The organism is Kribbella sp. CA-253562, from assembly GCF_050942265.1.
Taxonomy (GTDB): Bacteria; Actinomycetota; Actinomycetes; order Propionibacteriales; family Kribbellaceae; genus Kribbella.
The window spans coordinates 7,369,991-7,392,503 of record NZ_CP192049.1; the positions used below are offsets into that span (position 1 = coordinate 7,369,991).

17 protein-coding genes are annotated in these 22,513 nt (G+C 70.9%); 7 read left to right on the forward strand and 10 right to left on the reverse strand.

The annotated features are described in order from the left end of the window. The first annotated feature begins 18 nt into the window (after positions 1–18). Positions 19–732: a phosphatase PAP2 family protein gene (locus ACQPXM_RS34915; protein WP_432942092.1), complete on the forward strand. Its 714-nt coding sequence runs from the start codon at positions 19–21 to the stop codon at positions 730–732. A 47-nt stretch (positions 733–779) separates the two neighbouring features. After that, entirely contained in the window at positions 780–2,795 is a 2,016-nt protein-coding gene (locus ACQPXM_RS34920) for a HelD family protein (protein ID WP_432942095.1), read from the forward strand. 14 nt (positions 2,796–2,809) lie between these two features. Here ACQPXM_RS34920 and ACQPXM_RS34925 read toward each other — a convergent pair whose 3' ends face one another. From ACQPXM_RS34925 to ACQPXM_RS34955, 7 genes are all read right to left on the reverse strand, one after another. Beyond that, a complete protein-coding gene (locus ACQPXM_RS34925) occupies positions 2,810–4,327 on the reverse strand; it encodes a hypothetical protein (RefSeq protein ID WP_432942098.1) in 1,518 nt (505 codons plus the stop codon). Next, positions 4,324–5,349 (reverse strand): hypothetical protein, encoded by a 1,026-nt coding sequence (locus ACQPXM_RS34930; RefSeq protein ID WP_432942101.1) that lies wholly within the window; start codon positions 5,347–5,349, stop codon positions 4,324–4,326. Before ACQPXM_RS34930 ends, ACQPXM_RS34925 begins: the two co-directional genes overlap by 4 nt. 26 nt (positions 5,350–5,375) lie before the next feature. Next, the gene (locus ACQPXM_RS34935; protein WP_432942104.1) at positions 5,376–6,524 is read right to left on the reverse strand and encodes an alpha-L-fucosidase; all 1,149 of its coding nucleotides are present in this window, start codon (positions 6,522–6,524) and stop codon (positions 5,376–5,378) included. Further along, the gene (locus ACQPXM_RS34940) at positions 6,485–8,200 is read right to left on the reverse strand and encodes an alpha-L-fucosidase (protein WP_432942107.1); all 1,716 of its coding nucleotides are present in this window, start codon (positions 8,198–8,200) and stop codon (positions 6,485–6,487) included. Before ACQPXM_RS34940 ends, ACQPXM_RS34935 begins: the two co-directional genes overlap by 40 nt. 11 nt (positions 8,201–8,211) lie before the next feature. Next, complete coding sequence (locus tag ACQPXM_RS34945) at positions 8,212–10,860, reverse strand: family 20 glycosylhydrolase (RefSeq protein WP_432942110.1); 2,649 nt, start codon at positions 10,858–10,860, stop codon at positions 8,212–8,214. 34 nt (positions 10,861–10,894) lie between these two features. Then, entirely contained in the window at positions 10,895–11,785 is an 891-nt protein-coding gene (locus ACQPXM_RS34950) for a MurR/RpiR family transcriptional regulator (protein ID WP_432942113.1), read from the reverse strand. Positions 11,786–11,853: 68 nt separating this feature from the next. Beyond that, the gene (locus ACQPXM_RS34955; RefSeq protein WP_432942116.1) at positions 11,854–13,041 is read right to left on the reverse strand and encodes an MFS transporter; all 1,188 of its coding nucleotides are present in this window, start codon (positions 13,039–13,041) and stop codon (positions 11,854–11,856) included. Between the two features lie 82 nt (positions 13,042–13,123). Between ACQPXM_RS34955 and ACQPXM_RS34960 the strand changes: the two genes are divergently transcribed. After that, positions 13,124–13,447, forward strand: a complete 324-nt coding sequence (locus ACQPXM_RS34960) for an ArsR/SmtB family transcription factor (RefSeq protein ID WP_432942119.1) — start codon at positions 13,124–13,126, stop codon at positions 13,445–13,447. Positions 13,448–13,555: 108 nt separating this feature from the next. Next, positions 13,556–15,817, forward strand: a complete 2,262-nt coding sequence (locus ACQPXM_RS34965) for a PQQ-binding-like beta-propeller repeat protein (RefSeq protein WP_432942122.1) — start codon at positions 13,556–13,558, stop codon at positions 15,815–15,817. Here the strand turns inward: ACQPXM_RS34965 and ACQPXM_RS34970 are convergent. Further along, entirely contained in the window at positions 15,814–16,692 is an 879-nt protein-coding gene (locus ACQPXM_RS34970; protein ID WP_432942125.1) for a Gfo/Idh/MocA family protein, read from the reverse strand. The genes ACQPXM_RS34965 and ACQPXM_RS34970 overlap by 4 nt on opposite strands. Positions 16,693–16,839: 147 nt before the next feature. On the opposite strand from ACQPXM_RS34970, the gene ACQPXM_RS34975 reads away from it, so the two are divergent. The 3 genes from ACQPXM_RS34975 (at position 16,840) to tuf (ending at position 21,392) form a co-directional block, all read left to right on the forward strand. Beyond that, positions 16,840–19,221, forward strand: a complete 2,382-nt coding sequence (locus ACQPXM_RS34975) for a hypothetical protein (protein WP_432942128.1) — start codon at positions 16,840–16,842, stop codon at positions 19,219–19,221. Further along, complete coding sequence (locus ACQPXM_RS34980; RefSeq protein ID WP_432942131.1) at positions 19,221–19,910, forward strand: DNA alkylation repair protein; 690 nt, start codon at positions 19,221–19,223, stop codon at positions 19,908–19,910. The genes ACQPXM_RS34975 and ACQPXM_RS34980 overlap by 1 nt, the downstream gene beginning before the upstream one ends. A 294-nt stretch (positions 19,911–20,204) precedes the next feature. Then, the gene (tuf, locus tag ACQPXM_RS34985) at positions 20,205–21,392 is read left to right on the forward strand and encodes an elongation factor Tu (protein ID WP_432942134.1); all 1,188 of its coding nucleotides are present in this window, start codon (positions 20,205–20,207) and stop codon (positions 21,390–21,392) included. Between the two features lie 49 nt (positions 21,393–21,441). Here tuf and ACQPXM_RS34990 read toward each other — a convergent pair whose 3' ends face one another. Together ACQPXM_RS34990 and ACQPXM_RS34995 are read right to left on the reverse strand one after the other, a co-directional pair. Beyond that, the gene (locus tag ACQPXM_RS34990; protein WP_432942137.1) at positions 21,442–21,699 is read right to left on the reverse strand and encodes a DUF4031 domain-containing protein; all 258 of its coding nucleotides are present in this window, start codon (positions 21,697–21,699) and stop codon (positions 21,442–21,444) included. Continuing rightward, positions 21,696–22,409, reverse strand: coding sequence for a copper homeostasis protein CutC (locus tag ACQPXM_RS34995; protein ID WP_432942140.1), 714 nt, complete (start codon positions 22,407–22,409; stop codon positions 21,696–21,698). The genes ACQPXM_RS34990 and ACQPXM_RS34995 overlap by 4 nt, the downstream gene beginning before the upstream one ends. Between the last annotated feature and the right edge of the window lie 104 nt (positions 22,410–22,513).

A 22,513-nucleotide genomic window follows, 5' to 3' on the forward strand; every position in this document is an offset into this window, starting at 1 on the left:
GGTCCTGTGGTCTGGCGAGTGGTCCGGGAAGCAGTCCTGCTGGCGACGCTCTTCCTGGTCTACAGCGCCGGCCGCCAGATCGCCGCCAAGCACACCGGCTCCGCGTTCGGGCACGCCGACCAGGTCCTGTCGCTGCAGCGCTGGCTGCACCTGCCCAACGAGGCGGCGATCCAGCAGCACGCCTTGCAGGCTCCGCAACTGGTCGAGGGCGCCAACCTGTACTACGCCTCCGTGCACGCGCCGCTCACCGCCGTCGTACTGCTCTGGCTGAGCATCTGGCGACCCACGGCGTACCCGCGGGTGCGCTGGACGATGGTGTCGCTCACCGGGCTCGCGCTGATCGGCCACATCGCGTACCCGCTCGCCCCGCCGCGGATGATGCCGGGCTTCGTCGACACCGGGCTGCTGTTCGGTCAGTCGGTCTACGGACCGGACCACTCCGACGGCGTGGCCAACCAGTTCGCCGCGATGCCGAGCCTGCACGTCGGCTGGGCCGCGCTGATCGCGCTGGCGATGATCCTGATCACCCGGACGAAGTGGCGCTGGCTGTGGCTGCTGCACCCGATCATCACGTTCGGCGTGGTGGTGGTGACAGCGAACCACTACTGGCTCGACGGACTCGTCGCGCTGGCCCTGCTGGCGGTCAGCCTGCCGCTGCTGCTGCGTCCCGGACTGCGCGCCGACCGGCCGGCGACGGTTAATTCGGTTTCGCCGCTGGCGAGCGTCAAGTAACGTGGCCGGGCTCTCCTGACGTCGAACCGCTTAGCGGAGGTCCTGTCATGCCCTCGGACGATCCCGACGACACGCTGCAGTCCGAGAAGGACTACCTGAAGACCTCTCGGGCCGCGCTCGCGGTGATGCGCGAGAAGACCGGCGCGCTGGAGATCCACAGCGCCGACCGGGTGAACGCCGAGTTCCTCAAGGCCGCGATCTACCGCCGGATGAAGGAACTCGAGGACGACCCCGAGGTGCCGTTGTTCTTCGGCCGGCTGGACTACCGGACCCCGACCACCGAGACGTTCCACATCGGCCGCCGGCACGTCAACGACCAGCACGGCGAACCGCTGGTGGTGGACTGGCGGGCCGAGATCTCGGTGCCGTTCTACCGGGCCAGCAAGACCGAGCCGATGGGGGTCCGCAACCGCCGCCGGTTCGGTTTCACGCACGGCGAGCTGACGGCGTACGAGGACGAGGACCTGACCTCGGCGAGCAGCGCCGACGACCACAGCGACATCCTGGACGCCGAGATCGAGCGGCCGCGTTCCGGCCCGATGCGCGACATCGTGGCGACCATCCAGCCCGAGCAGGACGTGATCGTCCGGGCGGGGGTCGAGGACACCATCTGCGTCCAGGGCGCGCCCGGCACCGGCAAGACCGCGGTCGGCCTGCACCGCGCGGCGTACCTGCTCTACGCGTACCGCGACCAGCTGAGCCGGGCCGGCGTCCTGGTGGTCGGGCCGAACGCGAGCTTCCTGCGCTACATCGGCGACGTGCTGCCGGCGCTCGGCGAGATCGAGGCGAAGCAGACCACGGTCGAGGAGATGGTCGCGCGGGTGAAGCTCGCCGGTCCGGGCCCGGCCGCGGTCGACGTGCTCAAGGGCGACGCCCGGATGGCCGAGGTGCTGCACCGGGCGGTCTGGTCGGGCATCCAGCTGCCGAAGGAGTCGCTGGTCGTGCCGCGCGGCTCGCACCGCTGGCGTGTCCCGGCGTACGAGGCGGAGGAGCTGGTCACCGAGCTGCGCACCAGAGGCATCCGGTACGGCGCCGGCCGGAGCATGCTGCCGCAGCGCCTGGCCCACGCCGTACTGCTGCGCATGGAGGCGGCCGGCGACTCCCCCGACGACCGGGTGCAGGACGCCGTCGCCCGGAGCCGCCCGGTGAAGCAGTACGCCGAGTCGCTGTGGCCGGCCGTCGACCCGGTGAAGCTGCTGTTCCGCCTGTTCACCGAACCGGATCTGCTGGCCGAGCACGCGGACGGCATCCTCACCGAAGACGAGCAGCGGCTCCTGCTCTGGGAGAAGGCTCCGCGCTCGGCCGGAGCCGCCAAGTGGTCGGTCGCCGATGCCACGCTGATCGACGAGATCGCCGACCTGGTCGACCGGACACCCAGCTTGGGCCACGTCGTGCTGGACGAGGCACAGGACCTGTCGGCCATGCAGTTGCGCGCTGTCGGCCGTCGCTGCTCGACCGGTTCGATGACTGTGCTCGGTGACATCGCCCAGGGCACCACGCCGTGGGCTACACCGTCCTGGGACGAGGCGCTGAAACACCTGGGCAAGACCGGCGCGCACACCGAGGAGCTGACCGCCGGCTTCCGTGTCCCCGGCCAGGTGATCGAGTACGCCGCCCGTCTGCTCCCGCTGATCGCCCCGCACCTCACCCCGCCGACCGCTGTACGACGAGCGCGCGGTGAGCTGACCATCACCCGCGTGCCAGACAGCCTGGCGGCCGCAGTCTCCACCGTCGCGGAGGTGTCGTCCCGGCCGGGCTCCATCGGGCTGATCGTGCCTGACGCCCTGGTCCCGGCGACGCGGAAAGCCCTGCAGGACAAGGGACTCACGTTCGCCGTGCTCGGTGACGAGGACGACGTGGAGACCCACCTGGACGTCGTACCGGCTGGGCTGGCGAAGGGTCTCGAGTTCGACCACGTGGTGCTGGTGGAACCGGCTGGCATCGTTGCCGGTGAGGCCGACGAGCGGACCGGACTACGGCGCCTCTACGTCTGCCTCACCCGTGCGGTCACCTCGTTGGCGATCCTGCACGCCGAGGACCTCCCCGACGTGCTGACCAACTGAGCCGCGCGCGCTGGTCAGAAGCCGCGGGAGCCACCTGAGCGCCGGGACGACCGGCGGCTCGAGCCGCCGCCGCTGCTGCGCGTGCGGGACGAGTAGGACCGCCGCCGGGACGAGCCCGAGCTCCAGCCACCACTGTCCGAGTCGTAGGAGTCGGACGAAGACGACCAACTGCCCAGTGACGACCCGACGTTCGAGGCGGCGCGACTGAGCCGAGCACCTGCGCGCCGCGAAGCCCACCGGGCGCGCATCTCGTTGCCGGCCCGGCGTGCGTCCTCGTCCGGGAACCACCAGCGGCGCCCGTCACCCGTCGACCAGTAGCCGTCGATGTACGACGCCAGGTCCTCCCCCAGCGTCCAGTACGGCCGGGCCCGGTCCCGCACGGTCACCATCCGGATGTCCGGCTGCTGGTTGGCGGCCAGTCGGGCCGCACAGGCGGCGCAGAGGTCGACGGCCCGCTGGGTGCCGCCCTCGGGAGTCCAGTTCGCCGAGCCGGTGCTCGGACCGTGGCGCGGGTCGAAGAAGCATGGCGCGGTCGGCTCCGGCACCGGCCTGCCTGCCCGCAGCGCGTCCAGGCACCGCAACCCGTAGCGGGCCGAGCCGAGCAGGGTCGCCACGGCCTCGGTGTCCTTGTCGCCCTTCGCCGCGTCCAGCCGGTGCCGCGCCTTCTCCACCGTGTCGAGCACGTCCTTCGACAGCTTCGATTGCTGCGGATCCGGCGTTGTCGGCAGCGCGGACACCTGCTGCGACAGCGCGATGATCTCCTCGTTCAGCAACGGGCGGGAGATCTCCAGGTGCTGCTTCTCGTCGGCTCGCCGGGCCCGGCGGGCGCCGAGCGCGGTCAAGCCCCACCAGAGCCCGGCAAGTCCCGCGGCACCGCCGGCCCACGGCGCAGCGTCAACGTAGAAGGGCTTGTCGATCACCTGCCCGCGCTGGATGAACCGCTCGAGCATCTCCTCGTAGTCCGGCGCGCAGCAGTCGACGGCCTCGTCGACCGCGTCCCCCACGTGGTACGTCGGCCCCTTGTCGGCCCGCTGCACCGCGTGGAACCCGCGCCCGGACGACTCCGACCGCGCATCGACCAGGACGGCGTACACGCCCTCCACACCGACCCGGTCGTAGAGCTGGTCGGCGATCTCCTCACCGGTCCAGGCCAGCTTGGTGCTGGACGAAAAGCCAGAGCCGACGTTGATCGCCGACGCCGGGATCACCGCGATCCGCATCGGTGCGGCGGCGGACTTGGCGGCCGCGTCCAGCCTGGCGGCCTCCGCCGCGGACAGCTTCGTCACCGACGAGTCGACCAGGACACCGGGCTCGCCCAGGCCCGCTGCGATCTTGTCCATGTACTGACCGGCCTTCTCCATCGCACGCTTCCGGTCACCCTGGGTGTCCGGCGGGGTGTAGCGATACGTCGGCCGGGTCTTGCTCGGCTTGCCAGGACTGGGAGTCGGAGTGGGCGTCGCAGCTTCGGCTGTCACCGGCAGAGCGGCCAGCAGGAGCACACCGAGCAGTACCGGCCAACGGGTCTTGGTCATCGGGCTCCTCCCGAGAGGCGCGTTGCGCAGGCGGCACAGACCGGCACCTCGCGTGCCTTGCCACCGGGTGGGGTGTACATCCAGTCCGTCACGGAGGTTCCGTGGGCCGGGTCGAAGAAGCAGGACGCCCGGCGCGCGGGCTTCGGCGTACCGGCGACGAGCGCCTGGGCGCAGGCGAGGCGCCAGCGGCCGTATTCCACCGTCGCCCGGACTTCGCGCAACTGCTCGTCGGTCGGCTCGGCATCGACCACCCGGCCCGCGTCGGCGTACGCGTCCATCGCCGCCTGCACGTCCGTGGCCACGCTCTCCGTCGATGCCGTCACGACGTCCAGACGCACGTCGGCGGCATCCAGTTCCTCACCGAACCGGGTCACGTCCTCGCGCGCCAAGGCCTGCCGCTCCGCCAACGTGTCCGCCTCGTCCGGCAGTACGTCGTACGACGGGCGGTAGAGCGCGGGCCCTTCGTCCTTGCCCGGCCGGGCCTTCCACCATCGCAGCCCCAGGCCGAGCGCGGCGGCCAGGACCACCAGCACGATCAGCACCAGCAACCAGGTCGGGATGCCGCCACTGGGTGAGCCGGGCACATCCATCTGGTCGAGCACTCCGTCCAGCGTCCCCACCGGGTCGGAGCGGCTGTGCTTGCCCAGCTCGTCGGTGAGGATCCGGGCGATCGGCGTGTCCACACCGACCGCGCTGCCCCAGGTGATCGCTCCGCCGAAGACGACGAGGTAGACGCCGTCCTGGCGCTGCAGGTCCACCACCTGGTCGACGTAGGCCCGGGCGGCCTGCTCTCGCGACCCGGTGGTCCCGAGCGAAGCCGCCGGGACCACCGCGATCCGGATCCCCGGGTCGTGCCCTTCGACCCGCTCAGCGAGTCGCTGGGCCTCCTTGTCGGGGACCAGCGCCCGCTGCGACGGTTCGACGTACACCGGACTGCTCTGCCACCCCTGGACGACGGTGCTGGGATCGCCGGCACCGGTCAACGACGTGGTGAGCAGCAACAAGCCGGCGAGTAGGCGCATGCGCGCTAGCTTGCCGCATGCGGGTGCTAGTAGACGGACAGGGACGCCAGCCGGACCGGGGCGCGCGACTGGGTGATTCTGATCCGGACCTCGTCAGTCGTCACCGGAGTGTCGAGCGTGAGGATCCGCTTGTGGCCGACGGCACCGAACGTGGCCACCTGCTGCCAGCCGCCTGACGCACGCACCTCGACCACCCCGCGCTCGGCCTGCTGGCCGAAGCGGATGTCCTCGCCCAGCGACACCCTGCTGACGGCCGACTGCTTCGGGAGCTGAACGGTCAGCGTGCCCTTGCCTGCGGCCGGAGTCACCCAGGAGGTGTCCAGGTTGCCGTCGACTGCCGCGCGGTGGTTCGAGCCGTCGCCACTGACCCGAGCGCCACGGGCGAGGTCCTGTGGCATGTCAGCAGCGAGTCTGGCGCGCCACTCTGCCAGCCGGGTTACGTCCTGGTCGTCCAGCCGGCCTTCACGGTTCGGCGGGATGTTGAGCAGCAGGACCGAGTTCCGGCCGACCGACTTGTAGTAGATGTCGGCCAGCTGGTCCACCGAGCGCGGCGACTGCTCCGGATGATGGAACCAGCCCTCCCGGATCGACACGTCCGACTCGGCCGGCCACCAGGCGAGCTGAGTCGCCCCGGCGTCGCGCCCGGCGAGCAGAGCCTGCCGGCTGCCCTGGTCGGCGGCGGCGTACCCGAGTGCGTAGTCGGGTGATCCGTTCGGCTTGGTGATCGTCGGTACGACGCTGAACTCGTCCGGCCGGGCCAGACCGGACTCGTTGCCGACCCACCGCACATCCGGGCCGCTGACCGCGATCGTCGCCTGCGGAGCCAGCTTGCGGATCAGCTCGTACCAGCTGGGGAAGTCGTAGGTCTCCACCTTGTCCGGCGGGATCCGGCCCTGCGCGCCGTCGAACCAGACCTCGTCGACCGGCCCGTACTCGGTCAGCAGCTCGTACAGCTGGTTCAGCATGTAAGCGCCGTAGTCCGAGGCCGTCAGCGTGTACTGCGGCAGGTCCTGGCCGACCCGGTCGTCGCCGGGAACGAGGGTCGGGATGGTGCGCGGGGTGTGTGCGCTGCCGTTGGCGTAGACGCCGTCGAGGAACTGGTTCTCGTCGGCCGGCGACAGGTAGAGGCCGACCTTCAGCCCGTACTTGCGCATCGACGCCACGAACGCCTCCACCACGTCGCCCTGACCACCCAGCCAGGAGCTCGAGGCGACGCTGTGTCGCTGTAGCGCGACGGGTAGAGCAGGAAGCCGTCGTGGTGCTTCACGGTCAGGATGGCGAGCTTGAAGCCCGAGTCCCGCAGCGTGCGCGCCCACTGGTCGGTGTCCAGCCCCGTCGGCTGGAACAGGTCGGGGTCCTCGTCGCCGTGGCCCCACTCCAGCCCGGTGAACGTGTTGACCCCGAAGTGCAGGAACGCGGTCTGCTCCATCCGCTGCCAGTCCACCTGCCGCGGCTCCGGCCGGATCGCCGACGCCTTGGCGACCAGAGAGGTCACGCACTCCCCCTCCGCCACCGGCATGGTCTGCCCTGGCGTCAGATTGCCCACCACGCACGGCAAAGCCTTCAGAACCTGGGCTTCCACGGGCGGCTTGCCGAGGAACGTGCTGACCCCCACCCCGTACGCCGTACCGCGTGCGCCGGTCAGCCAGCGCACCTCGTCCACCGCGGTGACCGGAGCCGACTCGCTGACGGCAGCCACACCCGGTGCGGTCAGCACACTGACCACTCCGCCCGGGTCCACGGCCAGGCCGAGGTAGTGATACTTCACGCCTTCCTTGACCGACGGGACCGGCAGCCGCACGGCCGTAGCCCTCGTCCCGGCCCGCAGCTCGACGGTGTTGTTGCTCGTAGCAACGAGCTTCGCGCCGCCCAGGCCGATCAACTCGGCTCCCGGACGCAGCACCTCTGGTGACACCACAGTCTCCGCCAGCACTCCGCCGTCAAGACCCGCGCCTCGCCAGCTGACGTCACCGCTGTCCAGCCTCAACCGCCCCGGCTCGGTGATCCTGCCGCCGGTCACGACCGGCGCCGGATCCGCCTTCTCGCCCAGGGCCGGCTGATACCGGCCCTCGACGATCGAACCCTCGAAACCGACCGACACCTTCGCCAACGACACCACGGGCTTCGCGAGCCGCAGGTCCGCCGGGTTGAACGCCCCGCTGAACGTTGCCAGCCGCACCTGCCGGACGGCACCGGCCAGACCGCGCTGCAGCGCCGATGGGTGCACCTCGTTGCCGACACCGATCTCCGCACCCGCGTCGGGATGCCAGGTCGCCGTACCGGACGTACTGACAGCCGGCGGCAGCTGCTGCCCGTCCAGGAAGGCGTGCAGCGTCGCTCCGCCACCGCCGACCTCGTAGGCCAAGGCCAGCACGTGCTGCTGACCCGCACTCGGCACGGGAACGGACTGGACGACGTCCTGCCATTGCCCGCCGACCTCGGAGCTGAAGCCGTACTGGAGGTTGCCGCCGTTGTACCTGCCGAAGATCGCCCCACCGACAGCAGTCACCGTCGCCAGGCTGCTCTGCGTGGCAGCCGGTGTGAACGCTGTCTCGACCAGGAATGATTGCTGGACCGAACCACCACTGATCGCAGTACCTGGCTGGAATCGCACGCCGTCGGCACCGCCGGCGAGCACCAGCCCCCGCGCCGGGTCCAGCGACTCAGCACCGGTACGACGAGTCAGCGTGCCGCCCATCACCTCGCCGGTGGCCGCTGTGTAGGTGTTGCCGCTGGAGAACGACCCACCGAACGACACGTCGAGCACATCTGGATCAGCTGCCACAGCCGGCACGCTACCCACTCCCCCGATCAGCAGGCCGAGCGCGAGCGCCAAGGACAGACCACGCATGGCACTCACCCCTACTTCGCGTCGACGGTGATCTCGGCGGCGGTCCCGAACGGGTTCCCACTCGCCTCGCTGAGCTGGACCAGCCGCACGTACCGGGCGGACGTCGCCGCCACCGGCACCCACTTGGCGTCGGGGCTGTTGCCGAAGGTGCCCTTGGACACGGGCTGACCCCAGCTGACTCCGTCGGTGCTCAGGTAGAGCTCGAAGTCGGCGATCCGGCCGTTGGTCGCGTTCTGGCGGGTCAGGTAGGTCACCGCGCAGACCGACTTGGTGCTGCCCAGGTCCAGCTGGATCTCGTGCGGCGGCTGCGGCTGACTGGCGGACCACTCGGTGTGCCAGAACGTCGCCGGGTTGCCATCGATCGCGTTGACGGCCCGGCCGTCCTCACCGGCCGTCTCCTCGCTGTCCACGAACTTCACGGCCACCGGACTGATCGCCTCCGGCGCACAGCTCAGCCGGACGCCGGCCGTCGTGCTCAGCCGATGCGTACCGCCACTCTGCCGGTACGACGTGATGGCGCCGAGCGCCGCCGTACCGGAGGGCGCCTCGGCGGGTGGAGTCGCGGTGAACGTCGCGGTGAAGCTGCCACCCGCCGCGATGGACGCGGTGGACCGGCTGGCCGGAGTGATAGTCCACCCGGCCGGAGCGGTCGGGCTCACGATGAGGTCGGTCGCACGCTCCTTGGCAGTGACGGTCACCGTCAGCTGCGTGGTCGAACTCGGCACGACTGTCTGGCGATCGACCGAGGCCACCGCGCGCAGTACCGGAGCAATCGTGAGCGGCGTCGCCTGGTGGCCGTCGGGGATCTGCTGGATCAGACCGCCCGAGCCGTCGACGACGGCGACCATACGGGTGATCGCGTTGACCAGGGTGATCCGGTCACCGGACTTGGCGAGTTGCCAGCGCTGCAGGCGGTTGGTGGCGTCGCAAGCCTCGGCAGTGATCGGCGTACCCGGCTGCAAGGGAGTGTTGAGGTAGCGGACGCCGACGCGCGATTCGGCGCAGCGGCCGGTCGCCAGGCTGGTCAGTGTGTAGTAGCCGTCGGTGGTGGGCGTGACGTCCCAGGCCGACTCGGTGCTGGACAGCTTCAGCTGAGCGCCTTCAGCTGCGCCGAGGTAGCTCCGGCCGACAGCCAACGAGTAGGTGCCGCCGGCAACCGGCGTACGGTCGACGTTGGCGAAGCCCGGGGCACGGCCGACGGCGTCGGCGCGGGCGGTGAAGGCGGCGTACGTCGGATCAGGCTTGGCGACGCCCCAGGTGGCCTGGGCGACCAGGCGCAGCGGCATCCGGACCTGGGCCTCGATCTCGTTCTCGGTGTCGCCGGAACCGTTGTCCGGCCACAACGACACCTTCGCGCCGGTCACACCGTTGCTATTGGCAAGCGTTTCGCCCTCGAACCGCAGCGGCGTCCAGTTCGAGTCGTAGAGCTGCTGCGCGTTGGTCTTGAAGCCGCCGCGCACGTTGTACAGCGCGAAGGCGGAGTTCATCACCTTGCGCCCTTCGGCGATCAGGCGGCTCGGCTTCACGCCGCCGGCCAGCCAGTGCTCGACGACGATGTCGGAGTCGAGCGGCACGGTGGCGGCGTCGGTGATGCCGTCGTTCCAGATCCGCAGCGTCTTGCCCTTGGCCTTCACGTGCGCGTTGACCCGGTTGACGAAGTCGACGAACGCGTCCTGCGGCACGGCGTCCGGGCCGAACTTCGCCCGGGCGTAGGCGAGCAGCTGCGGGTACTTCGCGTAGTCGGAGCCGAGCATGTACTCGTCCGCGCCCATGTGCCAGTACGGCGTGTCGAAGACGGTCAGGTTCTCGTCGATGATCGAGATGAGGAACTCGAACGCCTCGGGCTTGGTGATGTCGAGCCGGCTGACCTGCTTCTGCCCGCTGTCGTCGGTGAGCTGCAGGTCGGGCCGGTTGCGGATCCACGGCTCGATGTGTCCCGGTGAGTTGACCTCGGGCACGAGCGTGACGTGGTACTTGTCGGCCAGCTTCTGCAGCGCGGCGATCTGCGGCTTGGTGTAGTAGCCCCACTCGACCGACTCCGGGTGGACGTCGCTCTTCACCTTCAGCTCGACCCACAACTGGTTCAGCTTCAGGTACGCCGCGTCCTTCACCAGCCGCTCGAACCAGGCCGTCGACACGTTGATCAGGCAGGCACAGACGCCGACCCCGCGCTCGGCGTACGCCGGTACGTCCACCACGCGCCCCGCCGGCACTCGCCCGGCCCGCAGCAACTGCAGCACGGTCCGGGTCCCGTAGAACACTCCCGCGTCGGTCTTGGCGGTCACCGCGATCGTCTTGCCGACCGACAGCTCGTAGCCCTCGGCCCCGAGGTCAGTACGACGGGAGTCAGTCGCCAGCACGATGTCGCCGGCCTTCGCCGACCCACCCACCACCGGCAACTGCCGGCCGACCAGCTCCCGCGCGTCGTCGACGAACGTCGCCGCCTCTCCCGGCACCGACCCGGCCACCACCCGGCTGCTCCGAGTCAGCTCGAACTGCCCACTCGCGGCCTTCCAGCCGGTCAGAGCCGGAAGTACCTGTGGCGGACCCTGGACTTCGCCAGCTTCCGCACTGGTGGTCAGTGCGGTGGCGAGGGTGGTGACTGCCAGCAAAACAACAGCTAGTCGGCGGACGGCGTGCTGCGGGCGGTGCAGCTTCATCTGGGGCTCCTCGGGAGGGGTGAGGTGGCCGGCTTCAGCGACGGCGGCGGGTGTGGCGGGTACTGATGTCTTCGGTCAGCTCGATGGACTGAGCGGCTCGGTCGGACGTGAGTTGGGCGACCCGGATGTAGAGGCAGTCGGTGACAACCAGCTGCGAGTGGCGCGCGGCCAGACCGCCGCTACGGAAGGAGGTTTCGAGTACGGCGGTGCCGAGCACCTCGTCGGCGACAGTGGCCAGCGGCGAGCGGGGGTCGCTGGTGATGGCGACGACCGTCGCGCCGCGATCATGGGCCAGCTCGACCGGCTCCAGCACTTCGGCGGTCGCGCCGGAGTGGGAGATCGCGACGACGGCGTCCTGCCCGGTCAGCAGCGCCGCCGACGTGGCCGCGCCGTGCACCTCCGGCCAGGCCCGGACCTGCGCCCCGATCCGGAACAGCCGCATCTCCAGCTCGGTGGCGATCGTCGAGCTGCCGCCCACGCCGTACACGTCGATCCGGCGGGCCCCGGCGAGCGCGTGCGCGGCCCGGTCGAGCGCCTCCAGGTCGAGCTGGTCGACGGTCTGGGTGATCGCGCGGATGTCCGCGTTCGCCACGACGGTCGCGACCCGGCCGACGGTGTCGTCATCGGCGATCACCGGTCCGAGGTCGGTGCTCCAGCCCGGAACCGCAGCGCGCCCGAGCTGCCGGGCCAGCGCGATCCGCAGCTGCTGGTGACTGGACAGCCCGACGGCCTGCGCGAACCGGGTCACGCTCGCCTGCGACACCCCGGCCCGCTCGGCCAGCGCGGCCGTCGACAGCTCGGCGGCAGTGGCCGGTTCGGCAAGCACGAAGTCGGCCACCAGCCGCAGCGCGCCCGTCAGCCGCGGCAACGTCGCCCGGACCCGGTCGGCCACATCGACGACACCGACGGCAGAGGCTTCGGACATGAAACAACCATTCATCGAAGGGCGGGTTCGATGAATGGTTGCGTCAGAGCCGAGCAGGTGTCAAGGGATCAATCCGCCAGAGCGGGAACTGCGCCTTCCTCCAGGCGCTCCGCCTGCTGCAGTTCCGGATTCCGCCGCAGTACGAAGATCAGCCCAAGCACGATCAGCCCCAGGACGGCGGCGATCGGCGGCAGCAACTCCACCCCGAACAGGTTGATCACCACGCCCCCGAGGATCGCCGACAGCCCGGCGCCCAGGTAGATCGCCGACGCGTTCAGCGCGAGCAGCAGCCCGCCGCCAGAGGCCATTTCCAGCAGCAGGTTCTGGATCGGCGGGTTGAAGGCCCAGGTGAACACGCTCCAGACGAACAGCGCGACGGCGGCCCCGCCGACGTTCACCGCGGTCAGCGACAGTGTCGCGATCACCACCGTGAAGCCGGTCATCGTCACCGTCAGCGTCCGCAGGCTGCCGTACCGGTCCGTCGCCCGGCCACCGAGCCAGTTGCCCAGTACGGCACCCAGTCCGTAGACCAGCAGCAGCACTCCGACCACACCACCGTGCAGGTGGGCCGTCTTGTCCAGCAGCGGCACCACGTAGATGTAGACGCTCATCGTGCCGAGCACCCCGAGCACGGTCATCACCAGCACGGTCTGCACCCGCCGGTCCGCCACACCGGCGAACCGCTCCCGCAGACTCACCGCCGCCGGCGCCTCCACCCGCGGCAGCGCCAGCCGCACCGCCACGGCGAACAGCGCGGCAACCCCTGCGATCAGCGCGAACACCCCGCGATACCCCAAGCTGCCACCGAGCAGGCTGCCCGCCGGTACGCCGAGCACCAGCGCGAAGGTCAACCCACCGAACACGACTGCGACTGCTCGCCCTCGCTCACTCGGCGGCAGGAACCCGGTGGCGAACAGAGTCGCCGCGGGCGTGTACGCCGCGGCACCGAACGCCGCCACCACCCGGCCGACGATCAGCAGCGGGTAGGTAGTCGCCACCGCGGCGATCAGGTTGCCGAGTGCCGCGAGCAGCAGCGCCGCGATCAGCAGCGTGCGGCGCTCCCACCGGCCGGTCAGCGTGGACAGCAGCGGCGCACCCACGGCGTACGAGAGCGCGAAGGCGGTCGCGAGCTGCCCCGCGGCGGTCAGCGAGACGTGCAGCTCGGAGCTGACCGCCGGCAGCACTCCGGACACGACGTACGCGCTGGTGCCGACGGCGAAAGCTCCGCCGGCCAGCAGGTAGATGCGTGCGGACATCAGCAAGCCCCTCCACAGAAGTCGAGATAGTTCGATGAAAATCGTACTACGATCTTCATCGAAGTTCGACGGACGTCGTACTATGGACGACGTGAGCACCTCGAAGCAGCTTCCGCAGCCCGACCGCGGCGAGATCCGCGTGGACGCCGTGCTGCAGGCGCTCGGCGAGCCGGTCCGCCTGACCATCGTCCGCGCACTGGCCGGCGTTCCCGAAGGCATCGCGTGCGGAGAGCTCGAGCTGCCCGTGACCGCGTCGACCCGCGCGCACCACCTGCGCACGCTGCGCGAGGCCGGCGTACTCACGACGCGCACCGAGGGCACCCGCCGGATCAGCAAGCTGCGCCGGGACGACCTGGACGCGCTCTACCCCGGCCTGCTCGACGGAGTCCTGGCGGCCAAGCAGTAGCCGCGGCTATGCCCGGGCCTCAGGCGTGCGGCAGTCGATCCGCAACCGCAAGGCAGCGGTGCACGGATCGAGGCGCGGACAGGGGCGGACGGCTGGCAGACTGTGGCGGTGGTGGCCCTGCGCGAGCGATGGAACGAGCCGATCCCCGGCTCCGAGGCGTTGGCCGACGATCTGATCGCCAGGTATGTCGGACGCAACCGCCGCGCGTACCGCGATCACTACCTCGATACCGTGCTGTCCGCGCTCGACTCGCTGCTGCAGCTGAGTACCGACCCGACCTCCGTCCGGCTGGCCGCCTGGTTCCACCGCGCGGTGCACGAGCCCGGCGGTGACGCGCGCGAGGACGCCGAAGCCTCCGCCCGGCTGGCCGAGCAGCTCCTCCCCCAGTACGGCGTCGCCCCGATCCGGATCGCAGAGGTGGCCCGCCTGGTCCGACTGACCGGCGAGCTGGCAACACCTCCGACCGACTCCTACGCACCACCTCGCCGCGACGCGAACGGCGACGTCCTGCTGGACGCCGTCAACTCCGTCCTGGCCACCGACCCCAGCCGCTACGCCGCCCACGCCGCCGAAGTACGCCGCGACGCCGGCGAGCGCACCCTCGCGATGGCCCGCCGGTACGACGAGGTCCGGGCGCTGCTCGACGGGCATCTCTACCGGACCCAGCTCGCCCGGCAACGGATGGGCGCGGTCGCGCGGGTCAACCTGGAGACTGAGCTGGCCGGACTCGACAGCGAGCTACCGGCTCCGTGGCGTGGCTGGCAGCAGGCCGCGCTGGCGGCCGCCGCGACGTTCGGCGCAATCGCCGCCGTCGTGGTGGCGATCGCCGCGGCCGGTGCTCCCTGGCAGGTCCCGGTGGTCGACGTCGAGTCGGGCTGGCCCCCGATCGGCCTGGCGGTCTTCTCCTTCGTCGCGGCCCCACTGCTGTTCCGCAGTTCCCGCAGCAACAGCCAGCGGGCCAAGCTCGTCTCCGGCACGGTCATCGCCGTCGCCACGACCGGACTGCTCGTCGCCTGGGCGCAGGTCCCGACCACCAACCCGGCTGTCGGGGTGGGGCTTCGGGTGCCCTTGCTGATCTCCGCGCTGCTCCTGCTGCTCGTCGCCGGCGTGGCCGCGATGGTCGCGTCATTGCTGCGGACCAGAGCCGCCCGCTTCACCCCGACCCGGAACATCGGCCAGCAGTTGGCCTGGCTCGCGGTGCCCGCGCTGATCGCCCTTGTGCTGCTGCTGATCGTGCAGCCGCTGTCCAGGAGCTACGTGCTCGAGGCCAACGAGCGAGTGGAAGGCCCGGCGCCCGCTCCAGGCGCCGCACCTCGCTCGGTGCTCGACGGCCGGGTGGCCTGGGTCAGTCGGGCGCTGACCGGGGCAGGAGCCGAGGAGGCCGTCAGTACGCCGTACGGGATCGCTGTGCCGCGGCAGACCGGTTCGGTGGAGATGCTGGACGCGGCGACGGGTGAGCTGCGCTGGCGGTACAGCCGATCGGACTCCGACGAGAAGCCGAACATCGCGGCGACCGGCGACGGACGGTACGTGCTGGCCGAGTTCTCCGACATCGGCTACCTGCTGCTCGACGCCGAGACCGGCCACCGCCAGGCGGCCTGGCCCGGCCGGACCAGGGACCACGCGATCGTGCAGTCCGATCCGCTGCTCACCCGGCAGGAAGTCGGCCGGGGCGCTGACCAGCTGCGCGGAGTGGACCCGGACGGCACCGAGCGGTGGTCCTTCGAGCCCGGCCGCTGTACGTCGGTCGAGGCGGCGGCCACACCGGACACCGTGGTCGCGTTCCTCGGGCACAGCTGTGACGACCAGCCGGACGACATGGTCGGACTCGACCTGAAGAGCGGCAAAGAACTGTGGCGGAAGTCGCCGAGCAACCTGTTCCGCCGGTCCGTGGTGATCGGCGGACTGGTCGTCGTCGCCGAGCAGGGCGAGGAGGCGAACGTGCCGGCCGCCCTGGTGGCGGTGGAGCCGCGCACCGGCGACATCAAATGGCGCTGGCCGGTGCCGCGCGACTGGTCCTGCCGGACCTTCCTCAGCCCCGCCGGGCGGCTGCTGGTCGTCGTGGACTGCCCCGGCCCGTCAACCCGGGAGAACAACAAGACGGTCGTCGCCGCGATCGACTCCGCCACCGGGCGCACCGCCTGGCAGACCACCGCGGCCGTCAGCCCTCGCGCCCGGGTAGCGGTCACCGAGGACGCCCGAGTCGTCTCCCTGGCCCGGGGCTCCGACGCCTGCTACGCCAACTCGATCTCCCGCACCGGACTGCGCCGGACCCGCCTGCCCGACGGCATCTCCTGCAGCCGCGACATCCGGGCCGTCGGCAACCTGCTGCTGACCTCCGGCAACAGCAGCATCATCGCGCTGCGCTAGGACGCGAGCTGAGACTCGGCCGACGCGAGCAGCTCGACCACTCGGGTGCCGAAGGCCACGTCGACCTGGTGTGACTCACCGGACTCGGCGGCGGCGACCAGCTCCCCGGCCGCGATCGCGAAGGCGTCCACCGACGACGTCTCGGTCGGCGGCAGCAGAGCCGTGCCGGTCTCGCCCCAGATGCCGGTCTCGAAGTTGCTGCCGGCCGGCGGGGCGAACAGCGACAGGCTCGCCGTACTGGTCGCGCCGGACTCGTGGGTGATGACCAGGTGGACCAGGTCGCCCTCGCCGCCGACGGCCTGGAGCGAGTCGATCGGACCCAGCATGGCGCTCAGGTTGGACAGTGCGTGCGGCCCGACGTCCCAGAGCGCTCCGCGCTGCTCGCGCCGCCACGGCGAGTCGGTGTACGGGTTGCCCGGGGCATCCAGCGACGCGAGCATCCGGCTCCAGCCGCCCTTCCAGCCGCCGCGCTCACGCACCTCGGCGAAGAACGACCGCAGCTCCGGCTGGAACCGTCCGGTGAAGAACACCACCGACGCGATGCCCTCGGCCGCCACCTCGTCGGCCAGCGCCCGGGCGTCGTCGAGCGAGTCGGCCACCGGCTTGTCCAGCAGCAGGTGCTTGCCGACGGCCGCCGCTTCCAGCGCCATCGTCGCCTGCACCCGCGGCGGAACGGCGAAAGCCACCGCGTCGACGACCTCGAGTAACTCAGCGTAGTCGTCGTAGCCGGTGGTCCCGAGCTCTGTAGCCAACGCCTGGGCCTTGCCGGCGTCCCGTCCCCAGACGCCCACCAGCTCGACGCCGCCGGTGGCCCGCAGACCGGGTCCGTGCGTCCTTCGGGCCCAGGGACCGGTACCGACCAGACCGAACCGCATGCTGTTCTCCGTTCCCGAACCACGCGCCCGACCCGCCCGGCGCGGGCAGCGGTCTGGTGACGAGCCGATATCGCTTTGGCCACGACCCTAACGCCGGAGGCCGGATCGGTCGGTCGGGGGTCCTCGCGGGTGTCAGACTCGGTGACCATGGACCTGCGCGACCAGTGGAATCGCCTGCTGCCGCACGCGCAGCCGCTGGGCGACGACCTGCTGGCCCGCTACGCAGAGTTGCATCGCCACTATCACGACCAGCGGCACCTGACCGAGATGCTGGCCACCATCGACGAGCTGGCCGACCTGGCCGACGACGCCGACACGGTCCGGCTGGCCGCCTGGTTCCACGACGCGATCTACGACCCGCAGGCCGATCCCGGCGAGAACGAAGAGGTTTCGGCGCAACTGGCCGAGCTCGAGCTGGCGGCGTACGGCGTGGAGGCGGACCGGGTCGCCGAGATCGGCCGGCTGATCCGCCTGACCGCCCGGCACGACTGCGAGCCCGGCGACAAGAACGGCGCGGTGCTGTGCGACGCCGACCTGCGCATCCTCAGCCTGGACGCCGAGCGCTACGACGAGTACGCCGTCGGCATCCGGGCCGAGTACGAGCACATCGCCGACCGGGATTTCGCCCGCGGCCGGATGAGCTTCCTGCAGAACCTGGCCGAGACCCCGCTGTACGCGACCAGCCACGGCCGCGAGCACTGGGAGAAGGCCGCGCACGCCAACCTCGAGCGCGAGCTGGCTCGCTGGGCTCCGAAGGCGGCCCGCCCGATCTCCGGCCTGATCCCGATGATCTACCTGGGCGCCGCGCTGGGGGTGGTGATCGCCGCCTCGGTCCTGCTGGGCCGTGGCCTCGGCGCCGCCGCCCACTGGCCGGCTGCGCCCGACGAGTCCACCGGGTTTCCGGTCTGGACCCCGATCGCCGGTACGGCGGTCGCGGCCGGGCTGACCTGTGCCTGGTTCCGGCGCAACCGGTCCAAGCTGATCACGATCCCCGCGATCGTGTTCTCGGTCGTCGGAGTGGTCGCCATCGGGCTGTGCTGGTGGCGCTGGCCGGCCGCGCAGCCCGGTGCCGCGATGAGCGAGCGCTGGCCGTACCTGATGCTCGCCTCGGTCGCCCTGCTGATCGCCGGAGCGCTCCTGGCGTTGGCGCGGCGCCTGCGACTGGCTCCGCCGTACGCCGTGGCGCCACCGCGAGCTCTTGGCCTAGGTGTGACTGTCGTCTGCGCCTCGGTGCTCGCCTGGATCATGGTGTCCGCCGGTGAGCCGTTCGTGCAGGCCCGGCTCGAGACAGCCAACACAGTGAGCACCACCGCGACCGTGCCCGCCGGTGTGATGCCGGTGCAGCTGGACGGCGAGCTGGCGTGGAGCCGGGAGGTCCCGGCCACCGGTGCGATCGCCGGAACCGTCGGTGGCGTCGCCGAGCTCCGCCCGGACGGCGTGGTGATGTCAGACGCGACCACTGGGCAGATCCGCTGGCGCTACTCGCGCGCCGACGTCGTCGACGCGGCCTCGAACGGTTCACGCGGCCTCCTGGTCTCCAGCGACGGCCGCACACTGGCCGCCCACCTCCCGTACGGCGGCAACCGCGCGCCGAGCGGAATCGACCTGCCGACGTACGCCGTACTGGACGCGGACACCGGTGAGGTGCTGACCGAGGTCCACACCGACGGCACTGCGCTGGCGGTCGACCGCAACCAACTGCTGGTCGCCGAGGACAACTACGTCGTGGCGCACGGCGTGAGCAGCCCGACCCACTGGCGGACCCGGCTGCAGTGCGCGGTGACGCGCGGCGTGCTGCTGGCCGACCAGGCCGTCGTGGTCGACGCCTGCGGCGGCAACGGCGCGGAGGTCCGTGGCCTGGACCTGACCAACGGCGACCAGAAGTGGGACGTCGACCTGGGCATCCAGTTCGAGCTCAGCGCCGAGCTGGACCCGTCCACCTGGATCGGTGAGCTGGTCGCCGTACCGGACACCCGTGAGGTCTCCGGCCTGGTCTGGACCAGCGACGCCGGCGGCACCCTGCACCAGTGGTCGGTCGACGTCGGCGAGGGCCGCATGCTGTGGACCACCCCGGTCCCCGGTACGCCGAGACCGCGGCTCGGCGCGGCGTCCTGCGACGCACAGCTCGCCGCGACCCCCACGACGATCGTCCTGGTGACCTGCCGCACCAGCACCGAGCCCGGCGAGCCCCAGACGTACGACGTGTCGGCGGCCAGCCCTGCCGACGGTACGCCGCAGTGGCACCACCTGCTCGAGGTCCCGCCGCGGCTGCAGCACCCGGCGTTCCCCCGCGACGGCTTCGGCCTGCTGCCCGACGGCCGCGTGGTCACGCTGATGCCACAGCCCAACGGCGTCTGCACTCCCGTCATGATCGGCACCACCGGCGTCCAGCCCCGGCCGATCATCGCCAGCCCCGACGCCGCCAAAGCCGCCGAACGCGACAAGGTCACCTGCGGCAGACCCGCCGTCACCGTGGCCGGCGGCCGCCCGATCTTCAGCGACGGCGTCCGGCTGTTCGCCCTGAACTGATGGACCTGACCGCCGCCGCTGTGGTCGACGCCCTGCGCTCGCACGCCGACCCGGCCAAGTACCCGCAACGCCACTACCACGGCGACAGCGGCGTGCTCGGCGTCCGGATGGGCACGGTGTTCGAGATCGCGAAGAGCTTCACCGCCCTGCCGATCGCCGAGGTCGACCGGCTGCTCGACGTCACGCCGTACGAGCCACGGCTGGCGGCGTTCTGCGTGCTCGACTTCAAGGCCCGCAAGGCGAAGCTGCCGGACGACGAGCGCCAGGCGGCGTACGAGCTCTATCTTGCTCGGCACGACCGGATCGACACCTGGGACATGGTCGACCGGGCGGCGCCTCGCGTCATCGGCGGCTACCTGCACGATCGCCCGAGAGATCCGCTGTTCGAGCTGGCCCGATCGACCGATCCGCTGCGGCGGCGGACGGCGATGACCGCACCGCTGGGTTTCGTCGGATCGGGCCGGCCGCAGGACCTCGCGGATGTGTTCGCGCTGGCGGAGGTACTGGCCGACGACTCCGATCCGGTGGTCTGCAAACCGGTCGGGATCGCCTTGAAATACGCCGGTGTGCAGGACGAGCCCGCTCTGCGCGCGTGGCTCGATCGGCACGCGAAGACCCTGGCCCGGCCGGCCCTGCGGTACGCCGTCGAGAAGCTCGATCCGGCGGTACGCAAGTCCTATCTGGCCTGAGGGAATTCCGTTGCCCTCGGCGTGGTTGATGCCTACCGTGATGACCATGTTCCGCGCGGATTCTGCTGCGTACCTGTCGGGCCTGTGCTCGACGGGCGCTGCCGCGTGGGCGTCAGCGGATTCAGCTCTGTTCACCGGCGCGCGAAGCCGACCCTCCTCCTGCTGAAGCAGGACCCGCGGAGGAGGGTGGCACGGCAACCGGCCCCCTCCCTCGCAGCCCCTGTGCTGTGCGGTGACGTGGTGGCCGGGGGTCCTGGCTCTCGTCGAATCTTCTGACCAGCAAGGGAAATCATCATGGCCAAGAGCCAGTTCGTGCGGACCAAGCCGCACCTCAACATCGGAACCATGGGCCACGTGGACCATGGCAAGACCACGCTGACCGCCGCGATCACCAAGGTGCTCGCCGAGCGCGACCCGAGCCTCAACTCGTTCGTCGCCTTCGACGGGATCGACCGGGCGCCGGAGGAGGTCCAGCGCGGGATCACCATCAACATCTCGCACGTCGAGTACGAGACCGCCACCCGGCACTACGCGCACGTGGACATGCCGGGCCACGCCGACTACGTGAAGAACATGATCACCGGTGCCGCCCAGGTGGACGCCGCGATCCTGGTCGTGTCGGCGCAGGACGGCGCCATGCCGCAGACCCGTGAGCACGTGCTGCTCGCGCGACGCGTCGGGGTGCCGTACCTGGTGGTCGCGCTGAACAAGGCGGACGCCGTCGACGACCCCGAACTGCTCGACCTGGTCGAGCTGGAAGTCCGGGAACTGCTGTCGGAGTACGGGTTCCCGGGCGACGAGGTGCCGGTGGTGCGCGTCTCCGGGCTGCGTGCCCTGGAGGGCGACCCGCGATGGACCGCCTCGATCGGCGAGCTGCTGGACGCCGTCGACAGCTACGTGCCGACACCGGACCGTGAGCTGGGCGAGCCGTTCCTGATGCCGATCGAGAACGTGCTGACGATCAGCGGCCGCGGCACCGTCGTCACCGGCGCGGTCGAGCGTGGTGCGCTGAAGCTCGGCGACGCCGTGGAGGTGGTGGGCCTCGGCCCGACCGTCACCACGACGGCGATCGGCATGGAGACGTTCGGCAAGTCGCTGGAGTCCGCGGAGGCGGGCGACAACGCGGCGATCCTGCTGCGCGGCGTGAAGCGCGACGAGGTCCGTCGCGGTCAGGTCGTCGCGCTGCCGGGCAGTGTGACGCCGCACCGGAAGTTCCGGGCGACGCTGCACGCTCTCTCGACCGCCGAAGGTGGCCGGCACAGCCCGTTCGGCGCCGAGTACCGGCCGCAGTTCTACATCCGGACCACCGACGTGGACGGCGGCATCGACCTGGGTGAGATCGCCCTGGTGATGCCCGGCGACACCGTCGACCTGGGCGTGGAGCTGGCCAAGCCGGTCGCGCTGAACGTCGGCCTCGGCTTCGCCGTCCGCGAGGGCGGCCACACCGTCGCCGCCGGCACGGTGACCGAGCTGCTCGATTGAAGGGAAGGTGCCCCGGGTGACACACCCCGGTTGCCCGGGGCACCTTTTTCTAGGATCCCTTGCGATGTCTGAGACCGGACTCGATCAGGCGGCGGACCAGGACGCGGCTCGGCACCGGGGTCGCGCCGGCGGCCACCATGTCGTCGTACCGGTCGGACGGGACGTCGTAGTGGTCGCGGTCGAAACCGCGCGCGGGAATGCCGACCTTGCGGGCGAAGGCGTGCAGTTCGTCGTACGACTCGTCGCTGACCAGGTGCGACCAGACCCGGTCCCAGTCCGGCCAGACCGGGGGGTCGATCAGGATCACGCGGTGGTCTCCTTGATGTCCTGGGCGTCCAGCAGGTTGCGCCACGCGCGGACGAAGCGCGAGTTCACGTAGGCCTTGGTCCACGAACCGTCCTGGCGCACCGACGATCCGACGTGGAACTTGCGCACGCCGGCCTGATACAGCCACGGCACGTGCTCGGGCTGCAGGGACCCGCCTGCCATCATCACGCCCGCAACCGCCGGCTCGGCCTTCGCCAGCGCGGTCAGGTCGTCCAGCCCATGTCCCACGCCGAGCGCCGAACCCGCCGTGAGCACGGTGTCGAGACCCGGCAGCGTCCGCAGCGCCCGCCACGCCGGCCGCGGTTCCAGCACGTGGTCGATCGCGCGATGGAACGTCCACGGCGTCCCGGCGAACGTGCCGGCCAGCGCCGCGACGGACTCGGTGTCGATCTCGCTGTCCGGCGTCAGGAACCCCAGCACGAACCCGTCCGCCCCGGCACTCAGATAGGACTGCGCCATCGCGGTCAGCCGGTTCAACTCCGCGCCGTTCACCGCGAACGAGTCCGTCAGCCGCAACATCACCCGCAACGGCAGATCGGTCACCCGCCGGATCGCACTGACCGTCGACACCGACGGACTCAGCCCATCCGCCTCCATCGACGCACACAGCTCCAGCCGGTCCGCCCCACCCTCCTGAGCCGCCTCCGCATCCGCCGGATGCAACGCGATGACCTCGAGCAACGACCCCATGGGCACCATCATCGCGTACCGATGGGCAGGAAGTGTGCGCCCGGCCCTCGTCGGCGCCGCGTGCCGCCGATCCGTCCAGCGACCCACGGCGGCGAACCCCTGTC

Excerpts from the sequence above, each read along its gene's own strand:
- ACQPXM_RS34920 (WP_432942095.1), top strand. The coding sequence starts at position 780 with ATGCCCTCGGACGATCCCGACGACACGCTGCAGTCCGAGAAGGACTAC.
- ACQPXM_RS34925 (WP_432942098.1), bottom strand. The coding sequence starts at position 4,327 with ATGACCAAGACCCGTTGGCCGGTACTGCTCGGTGTGCTCCTGCTGGCC.
- ACQPXM_RS34930 (WP_432942101.1), bottom strand. The coding sequence starts at position 5,349 with ATGCGCCTACTCGCCGGCTTGTTGCTGCTCACCACGTCGTTGACCGGT.
- ACQPXM_RS34940 (WP_432942107.1), bottom strand. The coding sequence starts at position 8,200 with ATGCGTGGTCTGTCCTTGGCGCTCGCGCTCGGCCTGCTGATCGGGGGA.
- ACQPXM_RS34945 (WP_432942110.1), bottom strand. The coding sequence starts at position 10,860 with ATGAAGCTGCACCGCCCGCAGCACGCCGTCCGCCGACTAGCTGTTGTT.
- ACQPXM_RS34950 (WP_432942113.1), bottom strand. The coding sequence starts at position 11,785 with ATGTCCGAAGCCTCTGCCGTCGGTGTCGTCGATGTGGCCGACCGGGTC.
- ACQPXM_RS34955 (WP_432942116.1), bottom strand. The coding sequence starts at position 13,041 with ATGTCCGCACGCATCTACCTGCTGGCCGGCGGAGCTTTCGCCGTCGGC.
- ACQPXM_RS34960 (WP_432942119.1), top strand. The coding sequence starts at position 13,124 with ATGGACGACGTGAGCACCTCGAAGCAGCTTCCGCAGCCCGACCGCGGC.
- ACQPXM_RS34970 (WP_432942125.1), bottom strand. The coding sequence starts at position 16,692 with ATGCGGTTCGGTCTGGTCGGTACCGGTCCCTGGGCCCGAAGGACGCAC.
- ACQPXM_RS34975 (WP_432942128.1), top strand. The coding sequence starts at position 16,840 with ATGGACCTGCGCGACCAGTGGAATCGCCTGCTGCCGCACGCGCAGCCG.
- ACQPXM_RS34980 (WP_432942131.1), top strand. The coding sequence starts at position 19,221 with ATGGACCTGACCGCCGCCGCTGTGGTCGACGCCCTGCGCTCGCACGCC.
- tuf (WP_432942134.1), top strand. The coding sequence starts at position 20,205 with ATGGCCAAGAGCCAGTTCGTGCGGACCAAGCCGCACCTCAACATCGGA.
- ACQPXM_RS34995 (WP_432942140.1), bottom strand. The coding sequence starts at position 22,409 with ATGGGGTCGTTGCTCGAGGTCATCGCGTTGCATCCGGCGGATGCGGAG.